A 12276-nucleotide genomic window follows, 5' to 3' on the forward strand; every position below is an offset into this window, starting at 1 on the left:
GGGCCATGTTTTTCCATACGCTCCGCTTCGAGCTGCGCTACCGTTTCGCGCAGCCCACCACGTACCTCTACTTTGGGGTGTTTGCGCTGTTTGCGTTTTTGTCGCAAACCGTGGACGATTTCGGGTTCAACTCCAGCCCGAAGGTGCATGTGAATGCCCCCGACGCGCTGGCCAATCTGTATTTCATCTCCTCCATTTTTGGCATGTTCATCACGGCCGCGCTGCTGGGCACGCCCGTGTACCGCGACGACAAGGAGCAAATGACCGGGCTCCTTTATACCACGCCCTTGCCCAAGCCCGCCTACCTGGGCGGGCGCTTCCTGGGCTCGCTGCTGGCCATGTGGTTCATCACCTGCGGCACCACGGTGGGGGCCTGGCTGGGCATGCTGGCGCCGTGGGTAGATGCCAGCAAGCTGGGCCCCGTGCCGGGGCTGGGGCTGCTGGCCCCGCTGCTGGCCGCCGGCTGGGTGAACGTGCTGTTTGCGGGAAGCTTGTTCTTTGCGGCTTACCTGCTGCTGCGTTCGCCCCTGGTGGTGTATCTGGGTGGCATAGTGCTGTTTGTGGGTTATCAGCTTTCGCTGCAGTTCAGCGAGCGGGTGACCAGCGACCGCCTGTTTGCCATGCTCGACCCGTTCGGATTCGTGGCCAAAAACCTCGACGTGAAGTACTGGACCATTGCGGAGCGAAACACCCAAGTGGCCAATTATCTGGGTGGATATCTGATTGAGAACCGGCTGCTGTGGTCCGGGGTGGGGCTGGCGGTGCTGCTGCTGTCGTGCGTGTTGTTTCGGCTGGCGCTGCCGCGCACCCGTGCGGGCAAGGCGGCGGCCGAGTCAATTCCGGCACTGGCTGCCAGCGCGGGTTTGCGGCGCACGGAACCGGCTTTTGGCCACGGCCTGAGCGGCTGGCAGGTCTGGCGACTGGTGCGGGTGCAGGCCCTGAACGTGCTGCAGGCGTGGCCCTTCCGGGTGCTGGCCGTGCTGGGCACTATATACGTGTTGTTCAATTTCTACTGGACCTATCACGACCCCATCCGCGGTACTTCGCTGCCCGTAACGTACCAGGTACTGAACCTGATAAACGAAAACTTTACGCTCTACTTGCTCATCATCATCACCATCTACGCCGGCGAGTTGGTGTGGCGCGAGCGTGATACCCGCTTGCAGGGCGTGTTCGATGCGTTGCCTTTCGCCACCTGGGTGCCGTTTGTGAGCAAGCTGCTGGCGTTGGTGCTGGTGGCGGCCGTGCTCACGGCGGTGCAATCGGTGGTAGGGCTGGCCGTGCAAGCCTACCTCGACGCGAGCCTGATTGAGCCGGTGCTATACCTGAAAAACTTTGTGCTGCAGTTGGCTACCGTGGCTGTGCTAAGCGCCCTCGCCCTGGTGGTGCAAACGGTGGCGAACCAGAAATACGTGGGCCACGCCCTGATGCTGGTGTACTACGCCGTGGTGTTTTTGCTGGCCGATGCACTGGGGCTGCACCACGTGCTGCTGAAGTTTGGGGCACCGGTGGCCTACACCTATTCCGACATGAACGGCTACGGCCACCTGGTAGCGCCACTGCTGTTCATCAACCTCTATTACCTGGCCGGGGCGGCGCTGCTGGCGTTGCTGGCCAGCCTGCTGTGGGTGCGCGGCAACGATACCGGCGCCCGCACCCGCCTGCGCCTGGCGGCCCAGCGCCTGCGGGCGCCGGGGCTGCGGCCGGCGTTGCTGGTAGTCGGCCTCGCGGTGCTCACGGCCGGTGGTTGGGTATTTTACAACGCCAACGTGGTGAACGAGTTTGTCACGCCGCGCGGGCTCGAAGCGCGCCAGGCCCGCACCGAGCGCACATACAAGAAGTATGAAAACCTGGCCCAGCCCAAAATCGTGGCCCTGGCCCTGCAGGCCGACCTGTTTCCATCGGCCCGGCCCCGCGGCTACCGGCTGCGCGGCCGCTACACGCTGCTCAACCAAACCCCGCGGTCCCTCGACACGCTGTTTGTGAACTACGACCCCAGCCGCAGCATTCGGGCCAGGCTCACGCCCGGCCGTCCGGCCAAGTTGCTGCTGGATGACCCGGTGGCCGGCATCCGCCTGTACCGCCTGGCCCAGCCGCTGGCGCCCGGCGACTCGCTTGACCTGGCGTATGAGGAAGACTACCGCGCCCGCGGTTTCACGTCCCGCATCAAGGGTTCGGGCGTGTTCGACTGGGCTTCCATTTCGCCCGAAGACCGCCTCACTGCCAACGGTACGTTTCTGGACGTGAGCAGCCTGCGGATTGGCTACCAGCCCGGCGGGGAGATGGAAGAAGACGAAGCCCGCAAACGCCAAGGCCTCGCTCCCAAAGCCCGCGCCCTGCGCCTCACTGACCCCCGCGGCCGGCAAAGGGCCCAGTTTGCCCGCGATGCCGACCGGGTGCGCTACTCTGCCACCCTCAGCACCGATGCCGACCAGGTAGCGGCCACCGCGGGCAACCTCGAACGCGAATGGACCCAGGGCGGCCGGCGCTACTTCCAGTACCGCATGGACCAGACCATTTGGCCCATTGTGAGCATTTTGTCGGCCCGCTACCAGACCTACAAAACACAGTGGCAAAACCCGGCCGGCGGGGCGCCCGTGGCCATAGAGATTTATTACGACCCCCACCATGGCGCCAACGTGCGCCGCATGGCCCAGGCCCTGCAAGACGGCTTGGGGTACTACACCAAGGCGTTTGGGCCGTACCAGTACCGCCACATCCGGTTGCTGGAGTTTCCGCGCTACAAGTCGTTTGCGCAGAGCTACGCCAACACCATTCAGTTCTCGGAAAGCGCCGGGTTTATCCGCGACCTGCGCGACCACAACGCGCCGGACATGACCTACTTCATCACCAGCCACGAGCTGGGCCACCAGTGGTGGGGCCACCAGATAGTGGGCGCCGACGTGCAGGGCGCCAGCGTGCTGGTGGAGTCACTGGCCGAATATTCGGCCATCATGAACGCCAAGCATGCCTTCACGCCCAACCAGATGCAGCAGTTCATGCGCGGCGAGCTGAATAACTACTTGAGCGGCCGCCGCGCCGAGCGCAAGAAGGAACTGCCCCTGCTGCTGGTAGAAAACCAGCCGTACATCCACTATTATAAGGGCGGTATGGTGTTTTACGCCTTGCAGGACTACCTGGGCGAGGACAAGCTGAACGGCGCCTTGCGCGAGTTTCTGGCCGCCAACCACCAGGCCGGGCCGCCGTACGCCACCTCGGCCGACTTGCTGGGCTACATCCGCCGGGCCACGCCCGATTCCTTGCAGTACGTGCTGCACGATATGTTTGAGACCATCACGCTCTACAAAAACGAGCTGAAAGACGCCCAGTACACCCGCCGGCCCGATGGTCGCTACGACGTGGTCCTGACCATAAAAGCAGAGAAAGTCCGCGCCGACAGCCTCGGCAACGAAACGCCGACCAAGCTGGCCGACTACGTAGACGTGGGCATTTTCGGCCCCGACCAGGCCCCCGGCGAAAGCTGGGACGTGCGCGGCAAAGCCCTGCTGGTGAAGAAAGTGAAGCTCACCAAGCCCGAAGAAACGCTGCACTTTGTGGTGAACGAGAAACCCGCCAAGGGCGGCATCGACCCATACCAAAAGCTCATTGACCGGTTCTATTACGACAATGTGAAGCCATTAGAGGAAGCAAAAGCCGGCTCTAAGGCAGTGGCGGTGAAGTAGCAGGAAAGGCCTATCGTCAGAATCAAAAAGGACGTCGTGCTGAGCGCAGCCGAAGCATCTCGCGTGGGGTAGTATTCTAATCGAAAAGGGTTAGTACTGCACGCGAGACGCTTCGGCTGCGCTCAGCATGACGTCCTTTCCTGCTTACTCGTCCTCAATTCCAAAATCGGCTACCTCGCGCACCTCGCCTGCGGCCAAGTCGCCCAGCCAGATGCTGCCCACCCGCACGCGCACCAGCCGCAGCGTGGGGAAGCCCACGGCCGCCGTCATTTTGCGCACCTGCCGGTATTTGCCTTCGGTGAGGGTGATGGACACCCAGCTGGTGGGCCCGTGCCGGTCGTCGCGGATTTTGCGGGTGCGCGGCGCGAAGGCCGGGGCGGGGTCGAGGCGGCGGGCGGCGCAGGGGCTGGTGCGGTAGCGCACGTTGTGGATGCCGATTTCGACGCCGGTGCGCAGCTGCCCAAGGGCGGCCTCGTCAATCAGGCCGTCGACTTGGGCATAGTATTCCTTTTCAATTTTCTTGCTACGCACTTGCTCGCTCGTGCGGCCGTCGGTGGTGAGCAGGAGCAGGCCTTCGCTGTCTTCGTCGAGGCGGCCAATGGCCATGATGCCCTCCGGAAAATCATGAAACTCGCCCAGCTTCTTCTTTTTGGCCTCGCCCACAAACTGGCTCAGGTAGCCGTAGGGCTTGTGAATGAGAAAGTGGCGGTGCGACATAGCGGAACAAGGCCCTCAGCCTAGCGGGCGGGGTTTTCGGTGAGTACCAGCAGCGAATAGCCGCCCAGCAGCTTGCTGCACAGCCGCGGGCTGAGGGCGTAGAGCGCCCGCCGCAGCAGGTGCGTGAGTCGTTCCTTGGCCGACCAATGCTTATAGCGCGGCTCGGTGTACATTTTGTCGAGCACCCGGAAGCCGTAGTCGGCCAGCACGCTCAGGATGAAGTCTTCGGTGAAATTGTGGATGTGCCCCACCCGCGCCTTCGATTCGATGAGCATCTGCTCGCGCAGCAGCGACCACAAGCTCAGGTCGAGCGGGATGTGGAACACCGTGTGGCGGCCCGACCCGCCGATGCCTTCCAGAAACTGAAAGTAGTTGGGCAGGTGCTCGATGACGTCGATAACTAAGAGCAGGTCGAACGGCTCGGCCACGCCGGTGCTGGTGAGGTCGCGCAGCTCGAAGCCGATGCGGTCGGTTTGCTTGCCGCTCGCCAGGGCCAGAGCATCGGCCGAGATGTCGAAGCCGGTGAAGCGGCTGTTGGGGAGCTGCGTGGCCAGCTGCACCAGCACCTCGCCGCTGCCGCAGCCCACTTCTCCAACCGTTTTCGTGGGCACGGCGTTGCGGCGCAGCAGCCGCAGGATTCGTTCCGCTTTAAACGGGGCGTCTTCCTCGTGCCAAGTGGGGTTGTTGGCCAGGTAAGTGTGGTCGTTGTAAATATCCTGCATGGCGCAGCGCGGAAGGAAAACAGGAGGCAGTAGCCTGCAAACTTAATATGGCCGCGCCGGCTGGCATTGTCAGCTCTCCGCAAACACACGCTACCTTTTGCTCCCGGCGGCCTGCTGCTCGGCTTTTATCTTCTGGGCAACCTCCACCATGGGGGCCACCCAGATTTCCTTTTCGTGGGCCTTGAGGTAGCGCAGCAACTGCCGGTGCGCGGGCAACGACACATTCAGCGAGTGCCCGCCGCCCACGCCGTGAAACAGAAACACCAGCAGCGTATGCGAGGCCTGGGCCTGTTTCACGAGGTCGATGAGGTACTGGCCGTTCTGTCCGTTGATGGAGTAGGCATCCACATTGTCGAGCGCTACCTGGGCGGCCGGCTTCAGGCCGGGCGACACGCCCCGAGCGGCCACGAAGTCGTTTTTCAGCTGCTCGTAAAAGAACACGCCGCCAATCTGGCGGTCGCCGCAGGGGTAGGCGAAGGTGCGCGTGGTTTTGCCGTCGATGGCCGTGAGCAGGGTGTTGTTGGCGCGCACCTCGTCTACGGCGCGGCCTACGGTGTATTTGCTCAGGTCGTGGTCGGGCGTCACGAAGCTGCGGCCCGGCAGGCTGCCGTCGCAGGGATGAAACAGGGCGTGGTTGCCCAGCTCGTGGCCCCGCTTGGCGGCCTGGCGCCATTCGGGCAGGCGGCGCACCACCACCGGCGACGAGCCGATGAGGTAGAACGTGCCCCGGAATTTGGCCGAATCCAGCGCCGGCACCACGTTGTCGAGGTCCACGTCGATGGCGTCGTCGTAGGTCAGCACCACGGCGCACTGCTTGTTGTTCCAGGTAGGGCTGGTGGTTTGGGCCCGCAGCTTTGCGGGCACGGCCAGTGCCAAGAGCCCCAGGGCTAGCGCAATCGTATCGATAGGTTTCATCATAAGACAGAAATGGCCGAAAGCATAGGTGCTATCGGCCATTCACTTGCAAGTTTAGCACCTGCGGCTTCTTTATCGAACTACCGGCCTCGAAATGCCGCGCGGTTATTTCATTTCTTCCACTTCCACGCGGCGGTTGCGGGCGTCGGGCGACGGATACAGGGGCTTCGAGTCGCCGTAGCCCACCGTGCCGATGCGCTCGGGGGCAATGCCGGCTTTTACCAGATGGGCCTTCACGGCCTCGGCGCGCTGCTCCGAGAGCACTTGGTTTTTCTCGGGTTCGCCCACGCGGTCGGCGTGGCCCAGCACGCGCACTTTCACGGTGGGCCGGGCCCTGAGCTCGGCGGCCAATTGCTCCAGGGCCGGGCCCGACTCGGGCAGCAGCTCCGGCTTGCCCACCCGAAACAGCACCGTGGGCAGCACCACGGGCTTGTCGGTGAGCAGGGGCGCGGGGGCGGGGCGGGCCGTGTCCGGCGGCGCAACCACGGGCGCGGGCGCGGTGGCAGGCGGTGTCGGCGCAGGCGTTTTGGGCGGCTTGCCCGTTACGGCAATGGTGATGGGCACCACCGCGCTTTGGCTGGTAGGATAGTAGCCCTGCGTGAGGTAGAAGGTGGTGGTTTTGTTGAGCTTGGTGCGGAAGGTGTTGCCCGTGTTCACGGGCTGCTTCAGCTCCGCGTCGGCGTACCAGAGCAGGTTGCGGCCCGAGACGCGGATGCTGCTCTCGACGCCGGCCGGCACCGTGGCCGCCGATTTCAGCTTGACGCGGTAGAGCGTGAGGGTGCCCACGTCGCAGGTGCCGGTGGGGCGATAGGTGGCGTGGCCGGTCAGCTTCTCCAGCGCCGCGTCGTAGGTGAAGGTGATGGAGCCGTCGCACCAGTAGCTGAGGGGCGAGCGGCCGGTTTCGTTCAGCTTGTCGCCGTGCTCGAGCTTGAGGCCGGCGGCGGTGCGCGTGCCCTTCATTTCGAAGGTGACCGAAACCGCCGGGTTGTCGCCCACCTCCTGGTACAGCACGCCGAATACGGCGCTGCCCTTGCTGTTTTGCAGCCGCAACAGCGCCGGCCAGTACTTGCCCGCCTCTCCGGTTTCGGATTCTACGCCCTGCCATACGCCCGTCAGGGATTGGGCTTGCAGCGGGCCCGCCACAAGCAGCGCGCCGATGCCATACCAAATGCTGCGTTTCATGGGCGCGAAAATAGGCCCCTGCAAGGATTTTCCGAAGCCTGCCCGCTACTTGCCGGCCCCGAACTGCTTGTTGACTTTCTTCAGCAGCATGCCCACAATGCCCTTATAATAGTAGAGGTAGTTCTCGTTGAACTCCTCGAACACGTACACGCTGTTGTTGTCCAGATTCAGCACGTACAGGTCCGACAGGCGCACATCGGAGCTTTTGCCACCGGAGGCATTCACGTCAATGTCGTGCCGGGAAAGGTCGTAGAACCGGTTGAAGCCGTCGAAAAACAGCTCGTAGCGGTAGCCCCGGGTTCGGTAGTATTGGGCCGAGTCCTGCGTGGTGATGCGGTGTTTGTAGGGGTATTTCTGGGCGGCGGCCAGCAGCTGCTCGTTGGCGGCTTCAAACTTGTCGTTGTGCGTTTTGCGGTAGCGAAACACCTGCGCGGGCACGTTCTCGGGCCGTTTGGGCGGCACATCGGCCGCCGTGTAGCGGATGAACAGCAGGCCCGCCGTCGGCAAGTCTGCCGGCAGCTCGCCCCTGAAAATGCGGTAGTTGGCAACCGTGCGCGTGATGGTGGTATCCAGCGGCGCCGCGGTTTGCGCCCGGGCCGGGGTCGGGAGCCCGGACGCAAACAGCAGCAGCGTGGCCGGCAGAAATTTCTTCATCAAAGAATAAAACAGCCCGCCGAAATGCCGACGAGGGGGCCAAAAGTAAGCAGGCCACCCCAATGGCCGCTTAGCCCAGGTACGCCATGTCTTCGGCGCTGAGCTGGATTTCGGCGGCCTTCAAATTTTCCCGCAGGTGCGCCAACGACGAGGTGCCCGGAATGGGCAGAATCCAAGGCGAGCGGTGCAGCAGCCAGGCAATGTTGACCTGGGCTTCGGTGGCGCCGTACTTCTGCGCGATTTCGGCAATCTTGTTGCCGGCTTTGGGCAGGCCGTGAATCAGCGAGAAGAAGGGGATGAGCGGAATGCCGTGCCGCTCGCAGAGGTCCAGCACTTCTTCGCCGCCGGGGTTGGTGCCGTGGGGCAGCTGCACGGTGGTGCGTTGGGCGTAGCTGTACATGTTTTCGACGGTGGCAATGGGCCCCAGCTGCAGGCCGGCTTCCAGCTCTTCGCGGGTCACGTTGCTCAAACCCACGTGCAGGATTTTGCCCTCGCGCTGCATGTCGAACATGGCGCCCAGCTGCTCGGCCAGCGGCACGGGGCCGTGGCCCATCAGCCGCAAGTGCACCAGCTGAATCTGCTCCTGGCCCAGCGTGCGCAGGTTGTTGTCGATGCTGGTGCGCAGGTTTTCGGGCGTGTTGAAGGGCACCCAGCTTTTGTCGGGCCGGCGGGTGGCGCCCACCTTGGTGCAGATGACCAGGCCGGTTGGGTAGGGGTGCAGGGCCTCCCGAATGAGGCGGTTGGTGACGTCCTCGCCGTAGTAGTCGGCCGTGTCGAGGAAGTTGACGCCGCTGGCCACGGCGGTTTTCAGGATTTCCAGCGCCTCGGGGCGGTTGGCGGGCTCGCCCCAGATGTCGGGGCCGGTGAGGCGCATGGTGCCGTAGCCAAGGCGCGAAACCGTGAGCGGATGGGCGGAGTGGGGGGCAATGGTGATGGTCATGCCCGTGCAGACGCTCAAGCCGCGGTTTTGTTTTGAAATGGGTGGCAAAGAAGGCAGCTTAGCCTGCATATCTGTCTACTCGCCCCCAACGGCCGCCGGTGGGCGGGCCGTGGTGAGAGTGGCCCCCGCGCTGGCTGCCACAATAAACACCACCGCCAGCCATTGCCCCGCCGTGAGGCGCTCGCCTAGCAACAGCCAGCCCGAGACGGCCGCGGCCACCGGCTCCAGACTCATCAAAATGCTGAACGTGCGCGTGGGCAGCGTGCGCAGGGCCTGCATTTCGAGGGTGAAGGGCAGCACGCTGGAAAACACGGCCAGCAAGGCCCCCAGCAGCAGCATGTGCGGCGTAAACGCCCACAGGCTGCCGCTGGCCACCCCAAACGGCAGCACCGGCAAGGTGGCAAACAGCATGCCCACGGCCACGGCCTGCGCCCCCGGCAGCACCGCGGCCGTGCGCTGGCCCAGCACAATGTAGACGGTCCAGCACCCGCCCGCCGCCAGCGCAAAGCCCATTCCCAGCAGGTCGACGCCCGAGCCGCTCCACGGGGCTATGAGGGCAATGCCGGCTGCAGCCAGCACGGCCCACACCACATCTACCCAGCGCCGCGCCCCGGCCAGGGCCAAACCCAGCGGGCCCACAAATTCCAGCGTCACGGCCAGGCCCAGCGCCACCCGCGCCAGCGCGCAGTAAAACAGAAAGTTCATGGCGCCCAGCGCCAGCCCATACGGCACCACGGCCCGCCACTGTGCGGCACGCAGCCGCCCCAGCCGCGGCCGCACCACCGCCAGCAGCACCAGCGCCGACAGCCCGATGCGCGCGCTGGCCGTGCCCGCCGCGCCAAGCACCGGAAACAAGCCCTTGGCAATGGCCGCCCCGCCCTGCACGCTGATGATGGAAAGCAGCACAGCCGGCACGGCGGGCAATGATAAACGAGAGGAAACAGCCATGAGAAATACGAAAGCAGGCGCTAGCCCAGCCGCTCCTGAAACGCCTGCAGAAACAACCCCACGTGGTAGCCATCGGCCAGGCCGTGGTGCACGTTGATGGACACCGGCATCAGCGTGGCCGCGCCTTCGGTGTACGTTTGACCCACCGAAATTTTGGGGCAGCTGTCGGGGTGCGAAAAGCTGCGGGCGTGCGTGAGGCCGGTGAAGCGCACCCACGGGATGGCCGAGAAATGGATGACGTCGGGCCGGGCGGTTTGCTCGCCCAAGCGCAGGCCCTGGCTGGCTTGCACAGCCGCAATTTCGGCGTTGGCCGCGGGTAGAAAATCCGCCAGCTCGTCGTGGTGCTCAATGAAGGAGAAGGCAAACGTGTGGTCGGGCCGGCCGATGGTGGCCGATGCGTGAATGTGGTCGTAGCAGTACACCTGTCCGTCCTCTACGCGGTAGCGAAAGGCTTCTACCTGGTTTACGGCGTGCATGGCAGCGTGCAGGTAGTACAGAAAAAAGGGCACCCCTAGCCGCTTGGCTTCGGCCAACGCGCGGGTGCAGTCGACGGTGGCGACAAGGCCGAAAAACGGCTCCTCAAACGCGGAGAAGAAGGCGAAATGCTCGCGCCGGTTCCAGCCGGCCTGGTCAATCAGGTGTTTCATGCGCCGGCAAAGGTCGGCGAAACTTGCCGGGCTGCGCGCCTGAAACACCCCGTAAGCAACGTCCGGAAGTCGGTTTTGGGGGATAGCCCTTAGTCAACCCGAATAACCACTTTGCCCTTGGCCCGCCCGGTTTCCAGGTATGCCAGGGCCTCTTTCGTCTCCGCAAACGGAAACACCCGGTCAATCACCGGCCGGACAATGCCCGCATCCACCAGCGCGGCCAGCTCGCGCAGCTGCTCGCCGTTGGGGTGCATAAACATGAAGGAGTAGCTCGCTAGATGCTTTTTGGCTTGGCGCCGAACCCCAAAGCTGAGCAGGCCCATCACCTGCTGCAGCAGCCAGCCCATGCCCTGGTCTTTGGCAAATTGTGGGTCGGGCGGCCCGGCCACCGATATGACCTTACCTCCGGCTTTCAGCACCCCAAACGACTTATTCAACGCCTCGCCGCCGAGGGTGTCCAGCACCAGGTCGTAGTCGTGCAGCTCGTTTTCAAACGCCGTTTTTTTGTAGTCGATGACCACGTCGGCCCCCAGCTTTTTCACCCACTCCACGTTGGGCGTGCTGGTGGTGGTGGCCACGAAGGCCCCGAAGTGCTTGGCCAGCTGAATGGCCACCGTGCCCACGCCGCCCGAGCCGGCATGGATGAGCACCCGTTGCCCGGCGTGCAGCTTACCAAGGTCGAGCAGGGCCTGCCAGGCCGTGAGGGCCACCAGGGGCAGGGCCGCGGCTTCTTCCATGCTGCTGCTGGCGGGCTTGGGCGCCACGGCGGCCTCGCTCACGGCCACGTACTCGGCAAAAGCCCCCATGCGGTTCGTGTCGACGCGGGCGTACACCTCATCGCCGGGCTTGAAGCGCGTCACGCCCGTCCCAACCCGGGCCACCACGCCGGCCGCGTCATACCCCAGAATCTGGGGAAAGCGCAACGGCATCACCTGCTTGAGCTTGCCGTCTCGGATTTTTAAATCCACCGGGTTGACGCTGCTGGCGCGCGCCTCAATCAGCACGTCGTTCGCATTCAGCGTTGGCTCCGGCACCTCGGTCGCGTGTATTTCCTGGTTGCTGCCGTAGCGCGTTAGTACAAAGGCCTTCATGGTGCGGGGGCTAAGGATGATGCGCAGCGGGCGGCCGCCCGACGTGGCGGCGCAAGGTAGGGCAGAAGTATGGACGACGCTGCCAAACAGGGGTTTACCCTATTCAACGGTTGGCTGGATGTGCTGCTTGCTTTTTTTGAATACCGGCATCTTGGCTTTGCCCTTGGCGCGGCCTTTTTTGAAGGTGATGGTCCAGATGCTGTCGTAGTCGTCGTCGGGCCATTCCAGGGGGCCGGCGATGCCCAGCGCCTCGGCAATTCTGACAATGTTGTGGTGCTCCCACACCAGCAGCACCGTGCCGCGGTGGCGCCGCAGCTCCTTCGCCAGGCCTTTCACTTCATCGGGCGCGTAGTCGCTGTTGATGGTCAGGTTGTGCTGCACGGCGTAGGGCAGCACGGTTTGCATCATGCGCACGCGGGTGGTTTCCTCCTTGTCGGTGCCAATGCGCGGCACGTAGGTGAAGTTAGGCGGCTGGGGCATCAGGTTGTTCAGCACCTCGGGCAGGGCCAGCGCACGCTCCAGGCCTTCGGCCGAAAGGTTGTCGCCCTCGGTGGGCTTTTCGCCGTGCCGAATGATGACAATCCGGAGCAAGGGACCTTTGGGACGCGGCGGGGCTTTGGGATGCACCGGATTGAGATGATACAGCAGAAACAGCTTGGCTCTATCTAATTCGGTGAAATGGGTAATCATAGTGTTTAGGCGGAAATGGGAAACCGGGCACCAGCAACGGCGGCCTGCTGCCGCGCACGCTGCGGCATACTAGCCCAACGGTAGCAG

11 protein-coding genes are annotated in these 12276 nt (G+C 63.9%); 1 reads left to right on the forward strand and 10 read right to left on the reverse strand.

Going from position 1 to position 12276, the window contains the following annotated elements; genetic code table 11:
* Nucleotides 1-5: 5 nt before the first annotated feature.
* Nucleotides 6-3683 (forward strand): M1 family aminopeptidase, encoded by a 3678-nt coding sequence (locus MUN81_RS11490; RefSeq protein WP_245110507.1) that lies wholly within the window; start codon nt 6-8, stop codon nt 3681-3683.
* A gap of 144 nt (nt 3684-3827) precedes the next feature.
* Here MUN81_RS11490 and MUN81_RS11495 read toward each other — a convergent pair whose 3' ends face one another.
* From MUN81_RS11495 to MUN81_RS11550, 10 genes are all read right to left on the reverse strand, one after another.
* Nucleotides 3828-4400: a pseudouridine synthase gene (locus MUN81_RS11495; RefSeq protein WP_245110509.1), complete on the reverse strand. Its 573-nt coding sequence runs from the start codon at nt 4398-4400 to the stop codon at nt 3828-3830.
* Between the two features lie 20 nt (nt 4401-4420).
* Nucleotides 4421-5122, reverse strand: coding sequence for a class I SAM-dependent methyltransferase (locus MUN81_RS11500; protein WP_245110510.1), 702 nt, complete (start codon nt 5120-5122; stop codon nt 4421-4423).
* Nucleotides 5123-5212: 90 nt separating this feature from the next.
* Nucleotides 5213-6040, reverse strand: a complete 828-nt coding sequence (locus MUN81_RS11505) for a polysaccharide deacetylase family protein (protein WP_245110512.1) — start codon at nt 6038-6040, stop codon at nt 5213-5215.
* 102 nt (nt 6041-6142) lie between these two features.
* The gene (locus MUN81_RS11510; protein ID WP_245110514.1) at nt 6143-7219 is read right to left on the reverse strand and encodes an OmpA family protein; all 1077 of its coding nucleotides are present in this window, start codon (nt 7217-7219) and stop codon (nt 6143-6145) included.
* Between the two features lie 45 nt (nt 7220-7264).
* Nucleotides 7265-7873 carry a hypothetical protein gene (locus MUN81_RS11515; protein ID WP_245110515.1) on the reverse strand — a complete coding sequence of 203 codons (609 nt, stop codon included), beginning with the start codon at nt 7871-7873 and terminating at the stop codon, nt 7265-7267.
* Nucleotides 7874-7943: 70 nt separating this feature from the next.
* Nucleotides 7944-8813, reverse strand: coding sequence for an aldo/keto reductase (locus MUN81_RS11520; protein ID WP_245110517.1), 870 nt, complete (start codon nt 8811-8813; stop codon nt 7944-7946).
* A gap of 75 nt (nt 8814-8888) precedes the next feature.
* Nucleotides 8889-9761: an EamA family transporter gene (locus tag MUN81_RS11525; RefSeq protein ID WP_245110519.1), complete on the reverse strand. Its 873-nt coding sequence runs from the start codon at nt 9759-9761 to the stop codon at nt 8889-8891.
* Between the two features lie 20 nt (nt 9762-9781).
* A complete protein-coding gene (locus tag MUN81_RS11530) occupies nt 9782-10408 on the reverse strand; it encodes a chloramphenicol acetyltransferase (RefSeq protein ID WP_245110520.1) in 627 nt (208 codons plus the stop codon).
* Between the two features lie 89 nt (nt 10409-10497).
* Nucleotides 10498-11499 carry an NADP-dependent oxidoreductase gene (locus MUN81_RS22705; RefSeq protein ID WP_280638184.1) on the reverse strand — a complete coding sequence of 334 codons (1002 nt, stop codon included), beginning with the start codon at nt 11497-11499 and terminating at the stop codon, nt 10498-10500.
* 99 nt (nt 11500-11598) lie between these two features.
* A complete protein-coding gene (locus tag MUN81_RS11550; RefSeq protein WP_245110522.1) occupies nt 11599-12189 on the reverse strand; it encodes a histidine phosphatase family protein in 591 nt (196 codons plus the stop codon).
* Nucleotides 12190-12276: the final 87 nt, after the last annotated feature.

The sequence above is a fragment of the Hymenobacter sp. 5317J-9 genome (assembly GCF_022921075.1).
In the GTDB taxonomy this organism is placed as follows: Bacteria; Bacteroidota; Bacteroidia; order Cytophagales; family Hymenobacteraceae; genus Hymenobacter.